We start from the raw sequence: 16,320 nt of genomic DNA, 5'->3' as shown, positions 1-16,320 counted from the left end.
GACGCTTCTCGCAGCGGGAGCTGCTGTCCGCATGCCGGGCGCAAGAGCGTCCGCCCGGCATGAAGGCGGTTTCCGTCCGGTTTCGCAGACGCCGACGGGATACCGTCCGATGACCATTTCCTCCGATGCGCCAGCATCGATGCAGGCGCCTCCTGGCGGCCTGCGTCGCCGCGCCACCGGCATGTTCGCCGGTCTCATCGCCGCCAATCTGGCCGCCTGGATCGCGGCCTTCACCATCTTCGCGGGCGATCCCGTCATGCTCGGCACGGCGGTGCTTGCCTGGAGCCTGGGCCTGCGCCATGCCGTCGACGCCGATCATATCGCCGCCATCGACAACGTGACCCGCAAGCTGATGCAGGACGGCCAGCGGCCCCTTACGGTCGGCTTCTGGTTCGCCATCGGCCATAGCGGCATCGTGCTGATCGCCGCTGTCCTCATCGCTTTCGCCGCCAATGCTCTCAGCCGCGTCGAAGCCGCAGGAGCCATTGGCGGCACCATTGCGACGCTGGTGTCCGCGACCTTCCTCCTTGCCATTGCGGCGATGAATCTGGTCATCCTCCAATCCGTGCTGAAGACCTTCAATCATGTTCGAAGGGGTGGCGCCTATGTCGATGAAGATATGGACATTCTCTTGAGCAATCGGGGTCTCCTGTCGCGCCTTTTCCGCCCGCTTTTCCGGCTGGTGACGCGAAGCTGGCACATGGCGCCGCTCGGCTTTCTTTTCGGTCTGGGCTTCGATACCGCGACAGAGGTCGCCATTCTGGGGCTTTCCGCCGGCCAGGCCGCCAGCGGCCTTTCCATTGCGACCGTCCTTATCTTTCCCCTGCTCTTTGCGGCGGGGATGGCGTTGATCGACACCACGGACGGCGCGCTGATGATGGGCGCCTATCAGTGGGCGTTCGTGAAACCGATCCGCAAGCTCTACTATAATATCACCATAACGCTGATGTCGGCGCTGGTCGCGCTGCTGATCGGCGGGATCGAGGCGGCGGCGCTGCTCGGCGACAAGCTCGGCCTCAGCGGCGGCATCTGGACCCTCGCCGCCGATTTGGGCGCCCATTTCAACAGCCTCGGTTTCATCATCATCGGCCTGTTCGCCGCCTGCTGGCTGGCGAGTTGGGCCTTCTATCGCTGGAAGGGCTTCGACGAGATCGAACTCATCCCCGCCGCTAGCCGCCAACCGCAAGGAAATCCCGCATGAAAAAGGTATCTGCAACCGTCATCACCGGCTTTCTGGGCGCCGGCAAGACCACGCTGATCCGTCACCTCATCCAGCATGCCGGCGGCCGCCGCCTCGCCCTTATCATCAACGAATTCGGGGATGTGGGCGTCGATGGCGCGCTGGTTCAGGGGTGCGGCGACGCAGCCTGCCCGGATGACGACATCATCGAACTGGCCAATGGCTGCATCTGCTGCACCGTGGCCGACGATTTCCTGCCGACCATGCAAAAACTGCTCGATCGCCCTGTCCCGCCTGATCACATCATCATAGAGACCAGCGGCTTGGCCCTACCCAAGCCGCTGGTGAAGGCGTTCCAATGGCCCGACATCCGGACGCGGGCCACGGTTGACGGGGTCATTGCCCTGATAGATGCCGACGCGCTGGCCGCCGGCCGCTTCGCCCATGACGAAGCGGCGCTCGCGGCTGCCCGCGCCGCCGACCCGACGCTGGATCATGACAGCCCGATCGAGGAACTGTTCGAGGATCAACTCGCCTGTGCCGACCTCGTCCTGCTCAACAAGACCGACTTGGTGGAGCCAGATCGCCTGGCGGTGCTGGAGCAGGAGCTGGCCCGGGAAATCCGACCCGGCGTCCGCATCCTCCGCACCGCCAGAGGAGAGATTGACCCCGCCATCCTGCTCGGTCTCGACGCGGGCGTGGAGGACCAGATCGATGCCCGCCCCTCCCACCATGACGATGAGGAGGATCATGACCATGACGATTTTGACAGCTTCGTCGTGGATCTGGGCGAACTTGCTGGGCCAGAGCCGTTGCTGACGGCGCTCGCGCAGAGCATTGCCGCCCATGACATATTGCGGGTCAAGGGCTTCCTCGCCATTGAGGGGCGCCCGGCACGCCTGGTTCTTCAGGCGGTCGGTCCGCGCATCCAGCATCATTATGACCGGCACTGGCAGGCCGGCGAGCCGCGCCGGTCCCGGCTGGTGGTGATTGGCCAGCGCGGCATGGACCGCGCCGCGATAGCGGCCGGACTGAGCGCCCAGATGGCGACCGCTTGAATGCATCTGCTGACCGCCACGCCCGGCACCGTCTCCAATGGCGACGAAGCCATAGACCTCGGCCAGTCACCGGGGGACATCGTGCTGCTGACCGTGGCGGACAGCGAACTGGCCTGTTTCGCCAGCGCAGCCCATGCGCTCACGCAGGAACTGGGGGAAGGCGCGCCGCGCATCCGGCTCGCCAACCTTCTCCAGCTCAAACATCCCTATTCGGTCGACATGTATGTCGAGAAGGTCGTGGCCCATGCCAAATTCGTCTGCATCATCTTGCTAGGGGGTAAGAGCTATTGGCCATATGGCATTGATGAGATTTCAAATATCGCGCGGGAGAAAGGCATTGCCTTCGCCGCCATCGCGGATGATCGGGAAGATGATCCCGAATTGCGCGCCGCTTCGACCGTCGGCCCGGAAAGCTGCGGTCTGCTGCGCGACTATCTGAGGCAGGGCGGCATAGCCAATGCCATCGCTTTCCTGCGAAAGGCCGCTGATCTTGCCGGCTTCGACGCGGGCGCTGCCGATGCGCCCGTCCCGGTGGCCGATGCGGGCCTTTATCTGCCTGGTCACGATCGCCCGACCCTGGATCAGGTCAAGGCCCGATGGCAGGCCGGTCGGCCCACCGCCCTTTTCCTCTTCTACCGTGCCCTGCTGATCGCCGGTACGCTGGATGCGGTGGACCGCATGATCGCGGGACTGGAGGCCGCCGGCCTTAATGTCCTTCCTGTCCATGTCCGTGCCTTGCGCGAACCATTTGCCAGGGATTTCCTGCGCCATCTGATGGCGGGAACCCCGCCGGACGTCATCCTCAACGCCACCGCCTTTGCCGCCAGCGCGCCGGGAGAGCCGCGCACGCCCTCGATCCTTGAGCAGGCGGACTGCGCCATCCTCCAGACGATCTTCGCCAGCGCGGAGCATGACAATTGGGAGGCCAGCGCGCGGGGATTGGGCCCTCGCGATCTTGCGATGCATATCGCCCTGCCCGAGGTGGACGGTCGTCTCTTCACGCGCGCCTTCGCCTTCAAGGCTGTGGCGCGGTTTGACGAGCTTACGGAATGCAGCATCGTGACACCCCATATTCTGGAAAACCGTGTCAACTTCGTTGCACAACTTACTGCAAACTGGTCAAAACTCAGGAAGTTACCAGCCAATGAACGCCGGGTCGCGATGGTTCTGGCCAACTACCCCAACAGCGACGCCCGCATCGGCAACGGCGTCGGGCTGGACACGCCCGCAAGCGCCGCCGCCATTTTGAAGGCCCTGTCGGAGGCGGGCTACCGGACGGGTACTGCTCCCACCGACGGCACCGCACTGATGCACCTCATGACCGGCGCCGTCACCAATGCCTCTCCAGATCGCCCCGGCGAGGTCAGCCTGCCGCTCGGCGCCTATCAGGTGGCCTTCGCCTCGCTACCCAAAGCGGCGCTTAATGCGGTCCAGGATCGCTGGGGCGCACCCGAAGCAGATCCCTTTTTCCGCGACGGCGCCTTCCACCTGCCGGCGCACCGTTTCGGCAACATCGTCGTCGCCGTCCAGCCTTCGCGCGGCTATCATATCGATCCCAGGAACAGCTATCACGACCCGGCGCTGCCGCCGCCCCATGCCTATCTCGCCTTCCATATTTGGCTGGCCGACGCGTTTGGAGCGCATGCCGTCGTTCATGTCGGCAAGCATGGCAATCTCGAATGGCTGCCGGGGAAGGCCGTCGCCCTGTCGGAAAGCTGTTTCCCGGAAATCTGCGCCGGACCGATTCCGCAAATCTACCCCTTCATCGTCAACGACCCCGGCGAAGGCACTCAGGCGAAGCGCCGCATAGGCGCGTGCATCGTCGATCATCTGACGCCGCCGCTGACGCGCGCCGAGAGCTATGGTCCGCTCAAGGAGCTGGAGGTGCTGGTCGATGAATATTATCTTGCCGCCGGCATGGACCCGCGCCGGCTGGAAACGCTGCGCAAGGACATATTGGCGCTCGCCGCCGCACAGGGACTGGACAGGGATGCAGGCGCGCGAGGAAGCGGAGACGAGGCCTTAGCAGCGATCGATAACTATCTGTGTGAACTCAAGGAAATGCAGATCCGTGATGGACTGCATGTCTTCACGCAGAGCCCGGAAGGCCGTCTCCGCCGGGATCTCCTCATCGCCCTCGCCCGCTGTCCCAGAGGGATGGAGGAAGGCCAGCAATCGCTGCTGCGTGCGCTGGCCGATGATCTGGCACTGGATTTCGATCCCCTGGATTGCGTGATGGGCGAGGCATGGACCGGCGCACGCCCGGCCGCCCTGGAGGCTGTCGCGAAGGCCCCCTGGCGCACCAGGGGCGACACGGTCGAACGGCTGGAACTCTTTGCCATCGACCTGGTGGACCATCTGTCCCGCGAACAGGGGCATGACGGCATTCAGCGGCCGGGCGCCCCTGGCCCGCTAAGCGAGGCCGTTCTCAAGGCCATAGAAGCCGATCTCGCGCCCCGCGTCGATGCCTGCGGACGTGCCGAAAAGGCCGCGCTCCTCGACGCCCTCGACGGCAAATTCGTCGCTCCCGGCCCTTCCGGAGCGCCCACCAGGGCCCGGCCCGACGTCCTTCCCACCGGCCGCAATTTCTATTCGGTCGATACCCGGGCGGTGCCCACGGTCGCCGCCTGGAATCTCGGGCAACGCTCCGCCGATCTCATCGTGCAGGACTATCTTCAGCGCGAGGGCGACTATCCCCGCGCCATCGCCCTTTCGGCCTGGGGCACCGCCAATATGCGCACGGGCGGCGACGACATTGCGCAGGCGCTTGCCCTGATGGGTGCGCGTCCCCGCTGGGACTGGGCTTCGGGCCGCGTCATCGGGTTCGAGGTCATGAAGATCGCGGAACTGGGCCGCCCGCGCGTCGACGTCACCTTGCGTATTTCGGGCTTTTTCCGGGATGCCTTCCCGGAGCAGATCGACCTTGTCGACAGCGCAGCCCGCGCCGTCATGGCGTTGGACGAACCGGAGGAAGACAACCCGGCCGCAGCGCGCCATCAGGCGGAAACCGCGGCCCTGATCGCGGAGGGCATGGCGGAAAAGGTCGCGCTGCGCCGGGCAGGCAGCCGCGTCTTCGGGTCGAAACCCGGCGCTTATGGCGCAGGCCTTCAGGCGATGATCGACGAGAGGATCTGGCATGACAGGTCGGACCTGGCCAATGTCTATCTCGACTGGGGCAGTCATGCCTATGGCGGCGGGGTGGAGGGCGACAGCGAACGCAGCCTCTTCGCCCGGCGCCTGACCGACGTCGACGCCCTGATACAGAACCAGGACAATCGCGAGCACGACCTGCTCGACAGCGATGATTATTATCAGTTCGAAGGCGGCATGGCCGCCGCCGTCGAGCATCTCTCCGGCAGGAAACCGCTCAGCTATCATAACGACCACAGCCGCCCCGAACGTCCTGTCGTCCGCACGCTGGAGGATGAGATCGGCCGGGTCGTCCGCGCCCGCGTCACCAACCCCAAATGGATCGCCGGGATGATGCGTCACGGCTATAAGGGTGCGTTCGAAATCGCGGCCTCGGTCGACTATCTGTTCGCCTTCGCCGCCACGACCCATGCCGTCAAGGACCATCATTTCGACGCCGTCCATGCTGCCTTCATCGAGGATGAGACGGTCCGCGCCTTCATGGCGCAGGCCAATCCGGCAGCCCTGCGTGAAACCGCCGCCCGCCTCCACGAGGCGCTGGACCGCGCCCTTTGGAAACCCCGGTCGAACAGCGCCGCCATGCTTCTCTCCCAAATCAAGGATGCCTCGCAATGATCGAACGCACGCCCGAACAACATGCCGAAAAGATGAAGAAGAAACAGGCCGCCCATGACAGGATCATGGCCACCAAGACGCAGGAAAAGGGCCTGTTGATCGTCCACACCGGCAAGGGCAAGGGCAAGACGACCGCTGCCCTGGGCATGGTGGTCCGTGCCATTGGCCATGACAGGAAGGTGGGCGTCGTCCAGTTCGTCAAGGGGGCGATGACCACCGGGGAAAAACGGGTGTTCGACGCGTTTCCGGACAATGTCGAGTTCAAGCCGATGGGCGAAGGCTTCACCTGGAATACGCAGGACCGGACCCGGGACATTGCCCTGGCGCGCGAAGCGTGGGATGAGGTGAAACGCATGATCGCCGATCCGGCCTATGACATGGTCCTTGCCGATGAACTCAACATCGTCCTGCGTTATGACTACCTGCCCGTGGAAGAGGTTCTGGAAGCCGTGACCGCCAGAAGCCCGATGAAACATGTGCTCATCACCGGCCGCAACGCGCCCGAAGCGCTGATCGACGCGGCCGATCTCGTCACGGAAATGACGCTTGTCAAACATCCCTTCCGCAGCGGCGTGAAGGCCCAGCCGGGAATCGAATTCTGACACACACCGCCTTCGACATCGCCTCCTTCGAGGATCTGGTCCACCTGCGCCGCGACGTTCGCCATTTTTTGACCGACCCGCTGGACGAAAGCGAGGTGGAAAGGCTCCTCGCCCTTGCGCACAGCGCCCCGTCCGTGGGGCTGTCGCAGCCCTGGCGGTTCGTCCGGATCGAAACGCCGGGGCTGCGCCAGGATCTCGCCGTCCATGTCGATGCCCAGATTGCCCGGGCAGGCAAGATCTATGACGGGGAGGAGGACCGGCTTTACCGCAGCCTCAAATTGCACGGGCTGCGCGAAGCGCCCGTGCTGTTCGCCGTCTATTGCGACGAAGGCACTGAAACAGGGCACAGGCTGGGCGCAATCACTATGCCGGAGGCGCGACGCTACAGTTGCGTGATGGCCATCCACACATTGTGGCTTGCCGCCCGCACGCGCGGCATTGGGCTGGGCTGGGTGTCGATACTGGATCCCGCGACGGTGGATGCGATGCTTGCCATTCCCGGCAACTGGCGCTGCCTCGGGCTGATATGCCTGGGCTATCCTGTAAGCGAAGAGGCGACGCCGGAACTGGAAAGACGGGGCTGGGAACATCGCACCAACTGGCATTCCGCGATCGTCACGCGCTGACGATTGCCGCTGAACGGCTCTTTCCTTTCCCGTCCTCCCCGCCTATGAGGCGTTGCTGGAACGGGTTCCGCCCGCTCCATCGATCGCGTCGGTGCCCCGCGAGGGGCTTAAATGGGAACGCGGTGCGGGAGGATACTCCCTAATCCGCGGCTGTCCCTGCAACTGTAAGCGGCGAGCAAGGCAAGGACGGCCCCCCCATCCGGGGTGGCCAGCCACTGGAGCAATCCGGGAAGGCCCGTGCCAAGGCGACGACCCGCAAGCCAGGATACCTGCCGAACGCAAAGGTCGCTCTAGCCATGGTCCAGGGGATGGTCACGGCTCGGTTCTCCGCACGGGCGACGAATGCGGCTGGGGGACATCCTCCGGTCGTCGTTGCGACGTGGGAGGTGAAGTTCGTTGCCAGACGCGCAAAGCGCATCGTCCGCCGCCGTTCGCGGCTGGTGTCCATCGGCATGGCGTCCGATGACGGCAGGCGACGGGTTGCTGGTACGGGTGCGCCCGCGCCTGGGCCGCCTCACCGTGCCGCAGGCCATCGGACTTGCAAAAGCGGCCCGTTCGCACGGCAACGGCCTGATCGACCTTACCAACCGCGCCGCGCTCCAGCTTCGCGGCGTGACGGAGCAAAGCCATGCTCCACTGCTCCGGCAACTCATCGCTCTTGGTCTCGTCGATCCCGATCCCGGCCGTGAGGCTCGCGGCAATGTCCTGCTCACGCCAGATTCCTCGCCAGGGGACGACACGGAAAACATCGCCCTCAGCCTGATCGAGCATCTTGATGAAATGCCCGAACTTCCCCCCAAGATCGGGATCGCTATCGACGCCGGCCCGGCGCCCTGCCTTGCGGCTGTTCCTGCTGACTTCCGCTTCGAACGCAGCGCAACGGGCGTGCTGCTGCTGAGGATGGACGGACGGATGCTCGGTTCCCCGACCAGGGGCGAAAACGCGGCTCGCGACCTGAGCGCCCTTCTCCACTGGTTTCTGGCCACGGGCGGGGCAGCATCTGGCCGCGCAGCCCGGCACAGGGCGCCTCTGCCAACCGTTGCGGATGTCGCGCCCGCGCCGTCCCGCCCGCCTTCCCAAGCGCTGGCGGCGGCAGCCGGCTCGTTTCACGGCATTCCCTTCGGCCAGTTCCATGCCGACAGCCTCATCGCGCTGGCGGAAAAAGGGAATGTCTGCGCCGTGCGCATCACCCCCTGGCGCGGCCTGATCCTCGAAGGGGCCAAGGAGGATGCCGACAACGTCTCCATTGACCGGCTGCTCGGGATGGATGCCTGCCCTGGCGCACCTGCATGCCCGCAGGCAAGCGTTGCGACCCGCAGCCTCGCCTCCCGGCTCGCACCGCTGGTCAATGGCTCCCTGCATGTGTCGGGCTGCGCCAAGGGCTGTGCCCGACAGGCGCCTGCCGACCTTGTTCTCACCGGCAGGCAGGGCCGCTTCGACCTGTCCCGCAACGGCCCCGCCGGATCATCGCCGGAGTTGACCGGCATGACCGCCGACCAAGTCCTCGCCCATTTTGGAAGGCCCTGATGCCCCAAAACTATGAAACCGATGGCGCCGCCATCTACCGGCAGTCCTTTCGCATCATCCGCACCGAGGCTGATCTCGGCCGCTTCTCGCCTGAGGAGGAGCGCATCGCCGTGCGCATGATCCATGCGGCGGGACTGGTCGAACTTGCGTCCCGGATCCGCTTTTCTCCCTCCTTCGCAGAAGCTGCCATCGCCGCTCTTCAGGCCGGCGCCCCGATCCTCTGCGACGCGCGTATGGTGTCCGAAGGGATCACTGCAAAGCGCCTGCCGGCCGCCAATCCGATCCTCTGCACGCTGAACGATCCGCAAGTGCCCGCGCTGGCGGAGCGCATGTCCAACACCCGCTCTGCCGCCGCGCTTGAATTCTGGCGGCCTTATCTGGCAGGCGCGCTTGTTGCGATCGGCAATGCGCCGACGGCTCTGTTCCATCTGCTCGACATGCTGGAGGATCCCGCCTGTCCTCGCCCGGCCGCGATCATCGGCTGTCCCGTCGGCTTCGTCGGAGCGGCGGAATCGAAGGAGGCGCTCTGGCACGCCCAACCCGTCCCCTGCTGCGTCGTGGAGGGCCGCCTTGGCGGCAGCGCCGTCACGGTCGCGGCGGTCAATGCCATTGCGAGCCCCGCGGAATGACCGGCGGGACCATCCACGGCGTTGGCCTGGGACCGGGCGCGCAGGACCTGATGAGCGTCCGTGCCGACCGGCTGATCCGCGACGCCCGACATATCGCCTATTTCCGCAAGCGGGGACGGTCGGGCCATGCCCGCAGCATCGTGGAGGGCATGTTGCGCGCCGATGCCATTGAATTCCCGATGGAATATCCGGTGACGACGGAAATCCCGCTGTCCGACCCCCGCTACAATGACCTTCTCTCGGCCTTCTACGCCGATTGCACCGCGCATCTGGAAGGACTCTCCGCGCGCGGAGAGGATGTGGTCGTCCTCTGCGAAGGCGATCCCTTCTTCTATGGCAGCTTCATGCATCTGCACAGCCGGCTGGCCGCGCCGGTGAAGATCGTCCCCGGCATCACCGGCATGTCCGGCGCCTGGACCGCCAGCGGCACGCCGATCAGTTGGGGAGACGATGTCCTGACCGTGTTGATGGCGACGCTGCCCGAAGAGGAACTCGTCCGCCGCATCCGTGACAGCCATGCGCTGGCGGTGATGAAGATCGGCCGCAACCTCCCCAAGCTGCGCCGCGCAATCGAAGCGGCCGGCCGGCAGGACAACGCCTGGCTGATCGAATATGCGACGATGGCGGATCAGCGCATCAGGCCGCTGGCGGAGGCGACCGACGTCACCGCTTATTTCTCGATCCTGCTGATCCATGGGCAGGGCCGCCGCCCATGACCGGCTGGATCGTGGCAGCGGGTCTTGGGCCGGGCGCGGATGCGCTCGTCACGCCAGAGGTGACGGAGGCGCTTGCGCAGGCAACCGACGTCATCGGATATATCCCCTATGTCGCCCGCGTGGAGCAAAGACCGGGCCTCATGCTCCACGCATCGGACAATCGCGTCGAACTTGAACGCGCCGCCCTTGCCCTGAGCCTTGCCGCCCAGGGCAGGCGGGTCGCAGTGGTGTCTTCGGGCGATCCGGGCGTGTTCGCCATGGCTTCGGCCCTGTTCGAAGCCATGGAGGCAGGCCCGCAGGACTGGCGCGATCTCGATATCCGCGTGCTCCCCGGCATCACCGCCATGCTCGCCGCCGCGGCGCGCGCGGGCGCTCCGCTTGGCCATGATTTCTGCGCCATCAACCTGTCCGACAATCTGAAGCCCTGGCCGCTGATCGAACGCCGCCTGCGCCTCGCGGCACAGGCCGACTTCGCCATGGCTTTCTACAATCCGCGATCCCGCTCCCGGCCGGAGGGCTTCGGGCGGGCGCTGACGATCCTGCGCGAGGAATGTGGCGAGGATCGGCTTATCCTGTTCGCTCGCGCCGTTTCCACGCCCGAAGAAACTCTGCGCATCGTGCCGCTGAGCGAGGCGACTGCGCAGATGGCGGACATGCGCACCATGGTCATCGTCGGTTCCAGCCGCACCCGGCTGATTACCCGATCAGGGCCGCCGATCCTCTATACGCCGCGCTCCGCCGCATGACCCAGCCATTGCAGCACCGCGGCAACCTCATGCGTCATCAGCGCGGCCGGACAGGCCGGGCGCTCGATCATCACGACCGGCAATCCCAGTTGCCGCGCCGCAATCAGCTTCGCCTGCGCGCCATCGCCACCAGCATTTTTCGAAACCACGCAGTCGATCCCATGGGCGCGCATCAAATGCATTTCGGCCTCCACCGTAAAGGGGCCCCGGTCGACCACCAGTGCATGTCGGGGCAATTGCGGAACAGCATCAGGCGTGTCGACGAAGCGCAGCAGATAATGATGCTGCGGCTGTGCGGCGAACACATCGACATGCATGCGACCCACCGCCAGCATCACGCGGCGGGCGGCTCCCGCCAGCGCCGCCACCGCGCCGGCCATGTCGGGCACGCGCGTCCACTGGTCCCCCTCAGCCGCAGTCCAGGGTGGACGGGTCAACATGATATGCTCGACCCCCGCCTCCCGCGCCGCGGCAACGGCATGCTCGCTCATCGTCGCGGCGAAAGGATGGGTGGCATCGACCAGATGGGTGACGCTCTCCTCCCGCAAATAGCGCACGAGGCCTGCAATCCCGCCAAAGCCGCCGACGCGTACCGGCACCGGCTGCGCCCGTGGCTTCTCCGTGCGCCCCGCGTAGCTCAGCAGCGCGCGCGTCCCCCGCTCGGCAAGAGCTGCCGCGAGCGCGCTGGCTTCGGTGGTCCCGCCCAATATGAGGATGTTGGAAATGCCCGATACTCCTGACGGTCCCTGGCTGACGATCATCGGCTTTGGCGAAGACGGCGCCAGCGGCCTGTCATCCGCCGCCCGCGCCGCGCTGGACAAGGCCGCGTTCATTGCCGGATCGCCGCGCCATCTTGCGCTGCTGCCAGCCCTTAGAGCCGAAACCTTCAGCTGGCCAGCCCCGTTCGCGGAAGGGATTCCGGCGCTGCTCGCCCGCCGGGGAATGCCGACCGTCCTGCTTGCTTCCGGCGATCCCTTCTGGTTCGGCGCAGGGTCCGTCGTGACACGCCATCTGGAAGCCGGCGAGTGGACGGCGCATCCCGCCCCCTCCTCATTCTCGCTTGCCGCCTCCCGGCTGGGCTGGCCGCTTCAGGAGGTGGAATGCCATGGCCTTCATGCCGCGCCGCTGACGCGACTGCGCTCGTGTCTGGTACCGGGACGGCGCGCCATATTGCTGTTGCGCGACGGACGGGCAGTGCCCCAACTCGCCGCCTGGCTGACGGAACAGGGCTTCGGTTCCTCGACCCTGCACGTGCTGGAAGCGCTGGGCGGCCCTCGCGAGCGTATCCGCCAATGCAGCACCGAAAGGCTGGACATCGCCAACATCGCCCATCCGGTGGCAATCGGCCTGTCCGTGGCGGGCGGCGGCAGGACGCTCCCTCGCTCCAGCGGTATCCCCGACGATTGGTTCGACCATGACGGCCAGATCACCAAGCGTCCCGCCCGCGCCCTGACCCTGTCTGCCCTCGCCCCCCGCCCCGGCGAGATGCTGTGGGACATCGGGGCAGGCTCCGGCTCTGTCGCCATAGAGTGGCTGCTTACCCATGGCTCCACGCGAGCCATCGCGTTCGAGGCTGATCCGGAACGCGCCGAGCGCGCACGCGCCAACGCCGTCCGTCTGGGCGCCGACCGTCTGACCATGGTTGCGGGGAAGGCGCCGGATGTGCTGATCGGGCGCGATCCCCCCGACGCCGTCTTCATCGGTGGAGGACTGAGCCAGCCCCTGCTCGAGACCCTGTTCGCGATGCCCGGTGGCCGAACGCGACTTGTCGCCAATGCCGTCACCCTCGAATCCGAAGCGCTGCTCGCCCAATGGCATGCGGAGAAAGGGGGCGACCTGCTTCGCATCGAACTTGCGCAGGCGGTACCATTGGGCAGTCGGCGCGGCTGGCGTTCCGCCTATCCGCTGGTGCAATGGAGCGTGTCGCTATGATCGTCGCGGGCTTCGGCTTCCGCAAGAGCGCCTCGCTCGCTTCCTTGCAGTCAGCGCTTGAGGGGGCGACGGGCGCGATGATCGCCGTCGATGCGCTCGCCACCATTGATCACAAGGCCGGGCAGCTTGCGCCCCTGGCACGCCACCTCGCCCTTCCCCTTATAGCGGTCAGCGTGGAAAGCCTGTCGGATCAGCCCGTGCTTACCCGATCCCCTGTCAGCATGGCCGCCTATGGCGCGGGCAGCGTTGCCGAAGCGGCGGCTCTTGCCGCGCTGAGGCCCAAGGGCCGGCTTCTCGCGCCTCGCGCGCTCTCTTCCGACCGCCTCGCAAGCTGCGCCATAGCCGAAGGTCCTGGCGAATGACTGTCCATTTCATCGGCGCCGGTCCCGGAGCGCCCGACCTTATCACCCTGCGCGGCCACGACCTGATCGCGCGCTGTCCGGTGTGCCTCTATGCGGGATCGCTCGTGCCGGCGGCCCTGCTCGATCACTGCCCCCCGGACGCGCGGATCGTCAACACGGCGCCGCTGACGCTGGACGAGATCATCGCCATCATCACGGAGGCCCATCAAATGGGGCAAGATGTCGCGCGCCTGCATTCCGGCGACCTGTCCATCTGGTCGGCCATGGGCGAGCAGCTTCGCCGGCTGAAGGCAATCGGCATACCGTTCAGCATTACGCCCGGCGTCCCTTCCTTCGCCGCCGCCGCCGCCGCCATCGGCGCTGAACTGACGTTGCCCGAAATCGCCCAGTCGCTGGTCCTTACGCGGACGCCGGGCCGTGCCAGTTCCATGCCGCGGGGTGAGAGCCTGGCTGCTTTCGCGACAACCGGCGCGACGCTTGCCATTCATCTTTCGGTCCACAATCTCGCGCAGGTGGTGCGCGACCTGACGCCGCATTATGGCGGCGATTGCCCCGTGGCGGTGATATGGCGCGCAAGCTGGCCGGATCAGCGGATCGTTCGCGCAACGCTTGGCACCATCGTGGCGGCCGCTGCGGATGGGCCCGAACGGACCGCCATCATTTTGGTCGGCCCGGTGCTGGACAGCGAGGATTTTGCGGAAAGCAGCCTCTATGCGCCTGGTTATGACCGCCGTTTCCGACCGGCCAGCGCCGACTCCATCTTCATCGGCAAGCCATGACGCCGGGCCTTCTGATCGCGGCGCCCCGATCCGGATCGGGCAAGACCACCGTCACGCTCGGCCTGTTGCGCGCGTTTTCCCGTATGGGCATCAGGGTCCAGTCGTTCAAATCCGGCCCCGACTATATCGACACGGCCTTCCAGCAGGCCGCCAGCCGCCGTCCTTCGTTTAATCTCGATAGCTGGGCGATGTCCCCATCGCAGATGGCCGCGATCGTGGGCGGCGCGGACGCGGACCTGATGGTGGCCGAAGGCGCGATGGGACTGTTCGATGGCGCCCCCGCCGCAGGGGAAGCTGGCAACGGCGCGAGCGCCGATCTCGCCGCGCTGTTCGGCTGGCCCGTGATTCTCGTCATGGACGTGTCGGGCCAGAGCCAATCCGCCGCCGCCATCGCCAGCGGCTTTCGGGGGCTGCGCCCCGACCTTTCAATGGCCGGCGTCATCCTCAACCATGTCGCCAGCGTACGCCATGAACGCATGATCCGCGCGGCAATGGAGGAGACCGCGATCCCTATATTCGGCGCAATCCCGCGTTCCGCGTCGCTACGCCTGCCTGAACGTCACCTGGGTCTGGTCCAGGCCGCCGAACAGGCTGATCTGGACGGAGTCATCGACCGCATGGGCGACATCGTCGAGGCCCATGTCGACCTGAATATCGTCCGGCGCGCAGCTCGTTCCGGCGCGCGGCACTATAGCGGATCGGACCTGTCGATGCCGCCGCCCGGCCAGCGTATCGCCGTTGCCCAGGACCAAGCCTTTTCTTTCACCTATGCGCATATCCTGTCGGATTGGCGCAATGCTGGCGCGGAAATCCTGCCCTTCTCCCCGCTGGCGGACGAAGCCCCGGCGGCCCATGCCGATGCGGTCTGGCTGCCCGGCGGCTACCCTGAACTGCATGCGGGCCGGATCGCGGGGGCAGGCCGCTTCCTGTCCGGCCTGCGACGCCACGCATCGGACCGCCCGATCCATGGCGAATGTGGCGGCTATATGGTGCTGGGGCAGGCACTGATCGACGCCGATGGGCAGGCGCATGCCATGGCTGGCCTGCTCGGCCTCGTCACCAGCTTCGCGGAACGGCGCCTCCATCTGGGCTACCGGCGCGCGCGCTTGCTGGCGCCCATGGGCGGCATGCGCGCAGGAACGGTGCTGAACGGGCATGAATTCCATTATTCCACCATCGTCGAGCAACCCGACCACCCGCTCGCCCAGGTGACCGACGCCGAGGGGCAGCCGATTTCCTCCACGGGATCGCATCGTGGCCGCGTCACCGGCGGTTTCTTCCACCTTGTCGCCCAATCCTCGAAAGCCGCCCCATGATCAGCATCGACCTTATCGGCATCGGCACGGGCAATCCGGATCACCTCACCCGCGCGGCGGAGAAGGCGATGAACATGGCCGACATGATCCTGCTGCCGCGCAAGGGCGATGCAAAGTCCGACCTTGTCGACCTGCGCCGCGCCATCTGCGCGCAGCTTCTCACGCGGGACGTGAAGATCGTGGAATTCAACATGCCGCGGCGAACCGACAGGAGCGACTATCTCGGCGCCGTCCTCGACTGGCATGAGGCCATCGCAGGGCTATGGATGGAACAGATCGCCCTGCATCTTCCCAATGGCGGAAGGCTGGCGCTGCTCGTCTGGGGCGATCCGTCGCTCTATGACAGCAGCCTGCGCATTGCCGCCCGCCTGCCGGGCGCAACAGTGCGCGTCATTCCCGGCATCACCAGCATACAGGCGCTGACGGCTGCCCATGGGATCTGCCTCAACGACCTTGCCCAACCGGTGCTGGTCACCACAGGCAGGCGCCTTGGCCAGCAGGGCTGGCCAGCCTGCGCCGACACCCTGGTCGTGATGCTGGATGGCCATTGCGCCTTCCAGACCCTGCTGCCTGAGGATTTCGATATCTGGTGGGGCGCCTATCTGGGACTGCCGCAGGAAAGGCTGATCCACGGACCCCTGGCGATCAAGGGGGACGAAATCACTTCATGCCGCGCCGAACTCCGGCGGCAGCACGGCTGGATCATGGACATCTATCTTCTGCGAAGACGCGGGCCCGGCTGACCGGCCCGAAGGCCATCAGGCCACGTTCGGCATCAGTTCGATGATGGGCCTGCTGGCGGCCTGGGGCATGCCGCCAGATGCGGTCTCGGCGCGGCGACGAAACTCCGCGGCCATGGCCTGATGCATCATTCTCGCGGAAGCATCAGCGGTCGTGGCCGCCAACTGATCATGCATTCTTGCCCGGTCAAGGCATTCTTCTGGCGTAAGAGCATTCGTCATGAATCGAACTCCTGCCTGTCGCGGACATCATCTTCTCCACCGCCTTTAGAGCGAGAGATCCGAATTCAGCCACGAAAAACGGGGCTCAACTTAGCCTTTCCTATCATCGATTGAAAACAG

15 protein-coding genes and 1 riboswitch are annotated in these 16,320 nt (G+C 65.8%); of the genes, 14 read left to right on the top strand and 1 reads right to left on the bottom strand.

The genetic code is table 11. From position 1 onward, the window contains the following. Window positions 1-109 precede the first annotated feature (109 nt). The 9 genes from MRBLMA1_RS08055 to cobJ all read left to right on the top strand — a co-directional run bounded on the left by MRBLMA1_RS08055 (window position 110) and on the right by cobJ (window position 10,849). Window positions 110-1,201 carry a HoxN/HupN/NixA family nickel/cobalt transporter gene (locus tag MRBLMA1_RS08055; RefSeq protein WP_363736000.1) on the top strand — a complete coding sequence of 364 codons (1,092 nt, stop codon included), beginning with the start codon at window positions 110-112 and terminating at the stop codon, window positions 1,199-1,201. Next, the gene (gene cobW / locus MRBLMA1_RS08050) at window positions 1,198-2,238 is read left to right on the top strand and encodes a cobalamin biosynthesis protein CobW (protein WP_363735999.1); all 1,041 of its coding nucleotides are present in this window, start codon (window positions 1,198-1,200) and stop codon (window positions 2,236-2,238) included. The genes MRBLMA1_RS08055 and cobW overlap by 4 nt, the downstream gene beginning before the upstream one ends. Further along, window positions 2,239-6,003 carry a cobaltochelatase subunit CobN gene (gene cobN, locus MRBLMA1_RS08045; protein WP_363735998.1) on the top strand — a complete coding sequence of 1,255 codons (3,765 nt, stop codon included), beginning with the start codon at window positions 2,239-2,241 and terminating at the stop codon, window positions 6,001-6,003. Beyond that, the gene (gene cobO / locus MRBLMA1_RS08040) at window positions 6,000-6,605 is read left to right on the top strand and encodes a cob(I)yrinic acid a,c-diamide adenosyltransferase (RefSeq protein WP_363735997.1); all 606 of its coding nucleotides are present in this window, start codon (window positions 6,000-6,002) and stop codon (window positions 6,603-6,605) included. Before cobN ends, cobO begins: the two co-directional genes overlap by 4 nt. Beyond that, on the top strand, window positions 6,602-7,231 hold the full coding sequence (bluB, locus tag MRBLMA1_RS08035) for a 5,6-dimethylbenzimidazole synthase (RefSeq protein ID WP_414714764.1): 630 nt from the start codon (window positions 6,602-6,604) through the stop codon (window positions 7,229-7,231). The genes cobO and bluB overlap by 4 nt, the downstream gene beginning before the upstream one ends. A 72-nt stretch (window positions 7,232-7,303) precedes the next feature. Further along, a riboswitch (cobalamin riboswitch) is annotated at window positions 7,304-7,523 on the top strand. Window positions 7,524-7,693: 170 nt separating this feature from the next. After that, window positions 7,694-8,758: a cobalamin biosynthesis protein CobG gene (locus tag MRBLMA1_RS08030; protein WP_363735996.1), complete on the top strand. Its 1,065-nt coding sequence runs from the start codon at window positions 7,694-7,696 to the stop codon at window positions 8,756-8,758. Further along, a complete protein-coding gene (locus MRBLMA1_RS08025; protein ID WP_363735995.1) occupies window positions 8,758-9,387 on the top strand; it encodes a precorrin-8X methylmutase in 630 nt (209 codons plus the stop codon). The genes MRBLMA1_RS08030 and MRBLMA1_RS08025 overlap by 1 nt, the downstream gene beginning before the upstream one ends. Then, on the top strand, window positions 9,384-10,103 hold the full coding sequence (cobI, locus tag MRBLMA1_RS08020; protein WP_363735994.1) for a precorrin-2 C(20)-methyltransferase: 720 nt from the start codon (window positions 9,384-9,386) through the stop codon (window positions 10,101-10,103). Before MRBLMA1_RS08025 ends, cobI begins: the two co-directional genes overlap by 4 nt. Then, a complete protein-coding gene (cobJ, locus tag MRBLMA1_RS08015) occupies window positions 10,100-10,849 on the top strand; it encodes a precorrin-3B C(17)-methyltransferase (protein ID WP_363735993.1) in 750 nt (249 codons plus the stop codon). The genes cobI and cobJ overlap by 4 nt, the downstream gene beginning before the upstream one ends. On the opposite strand, the gene MRBLMA1_RS08010 is transcribed toward cobJ, so the two are convergent. Then, window positions 10,825-11,574, bottom strand: coding sequence for a cobalt-precorrin-6A reductase (locus MRBLMA1_RS08010; protein WP_363736871.1), 750 nt, complete (start codon window positions 11,572-11,574; stop codon window positions 10,825-10,827). The genes cobJ and MRBLMA1_RS08010 overlap by 25 nt on opposite strands. On the opposite strand from MRBLMA1_RS08010, the gene cbiE reads away from it, so the two are divergent. The 5 genes from cbiE to cobF are packed head-to-tail and all read left to right on the top strand — an operon-like array spanning window position 11,573 to window position 15,981. Further along, a complete protein-coding gene (gene cbiE / locus MRBLMA1_RS08005; protein WP_363735992.1) occupies window positions 11,573-12,781 on the top strand; it encodes a precorrin-6y C5,15-methyltransferase (decarboxylating) subunit CbiE in 1,209 nt (402 codons plus the stop codon). The two genes, MRBLMA1_RS08010 and cbiE, sit on opposite strands and share 2 nt — an antisense overlap. Further along, the gene (locus MRBLMA1_RS08000; RefSeq protein WP_363735991.1) at window positions 12,778-13,143 is read left to right on the top strand and encodes a cobalamin biosynthesis protein; all 366 of its coding nucleotides are present in this window, start codon (window positions 12,778-12,780) and stop codon (window positions 13,141-13,143) included. Before cbiE ends, MRBLMA1_RS08000 begins: the two co-directional genes overlap by 4 nt. Further along, on the top strand, window positions 13,140-13,922 hold the full coding sequence (gene cobM, locus MRBLMA1_RS07995; protein ID WP_363735990.1) for a precorrin-4 C(11)-methyltransferase: 783 nt from the start codon (window positions 13,140-13,142) through the stop codon (window positions 13,920-13,922). The genes MRBLMA1_RS08000 and cobM overlap by 4 nt, the downstream gene beginning before the upstream one ends. Next, entirely contained in the window at window positions 13,919-15,238 is a 1,320-nt protein-coding gene (locus tag MRBLMA1_RS07990) for a cobyrinate a,c-diamide synthase (RefSeq protein WP_363735989.1), read from the top strand. Before cobM ends, MRBLMA1_RS07990 begins: the two co-directional genes overlap by 4 nt. Then, window positions 15,235-15,981, top strand: coding sequence for a precorrin-6A synthase (deacetylating) (gene cobF / locus MRBLMA1_RS07985; protein WP_363735988.1), 747 nt, complete (start codon window positions 15,235-15,237; stop codon window positions 15,979-15,981). The genes MRBLMA1_RS07990 and cobF overlap by 4 nt, the downstream gene beginning before the upstream one ends. The last annotated feature ends 339 nt before the right edge of the window (window positions 15,982-16,320 follow it).

It is taken from the genome of Sphingobium sp. LMA1-1-1.1, assembly GCF_040676365.1.
Classification (GTDB): domain Bacteria; phylum Pseudomonadota; class Alphaproteobacteria; order Sphingomonadales; family Sphingomonadaceae; genus Sphingobium.
This window is presented reverse-complemented; position numbering and strand designations above follow the sequence as displayed.

Excerpts from the sequence above, each read along its gene's own strand:
- MRBLMA1_RS08025 (WP_363735995.1), top strand. The coding sequence starts at position 8,758 with ATGCCCCAAAACTATGAAACCGATGGCGCCGCCATCTACCGGCAGTCC.
- MRBLMA1_RS07990 (WP_363735989.1), top strand. The coding sequence starts at position 13,919 with ATGACGCCGGGCCTTCTGATCGCGGCGCCCCGATCCGGATCGGGCAAG.
- cobN (WP_363735998.1), top strand. The coding sequence starts at position 2,239 with ATGCATCTGCTGACCGCCACGCCCGGCACCGTCTCCAATGGCGACGAA.
- cobF (WP_363735988.1), top strand. The coding sequence starts at position 15,235 with ATGATCAGCATCGACCTTATCGGCATCGGCACGGGCAATCCGGATCAC.
- MRBLMA1_RS08000 (WP_363735991.1), top strand. The coding sequence starts at position 12,778 with ATGATCGTCGCGGGCTTCGGCTTCCGCAAGAGCGCCTCGCTCGCTTCC.
- cobJ (WP_363735993.1), top strand. The coding sequence starts at position 10,100 with ATGACCGGCTGGATCGTGGCAGCGGGTCTTGGGCCGGGCGCGGATGCG.
- cobW (WP_363735999.1), top strand. The coding sequence starts at position 1,198 with ATGAAAAAGGTATCTGCAACCGTCATCACCGGCTTTCTGGGCGCCGGC.
- cobI (WP_363735994.1), top strand. The coding sequence starts at position 9,384 with ATGACCGGCGGGACCATCCACGGCGTTGGCCTGGGACCGGGCGCGCAG.
- MRBLMA1_RS08030 (WP_363735996.1), top strand. The coding sequence starts at position 7,694 with ATGACGGCAGGCGACGGGTTGCTGGTACGGGTGCGCCCGCGCCTGGGC.
- cobM (WP_363735990.1), top strand. The coding sequence starts at position 13,140 with ATGACTGTCCATTTCATCGGCGCCGGTCCCGGAGCGCCCGACCTTATC.
- cobO (WP_363735997.1), top strand. The coding sequence starts at position 6,000 with ATGATCGAACGCACGCCCGAACAACATGCCGAAAAGATGAAGAAGAAA.
- MRBLMA1_RS08055 (WP_363736000.1), top strand. The coding sequence starts at position 110 with ATGACCATTTCCTCCGATGCGCCAGCATCGATGCAGGCGCCTCCTGGC.
- cbiE (WP_363735992.1), top strand. The coding sequence starts at position 11,573 with ATGCCCGATACTCCTGACGGTCCCTGGCTGACGATCATCGGCTTTGGC.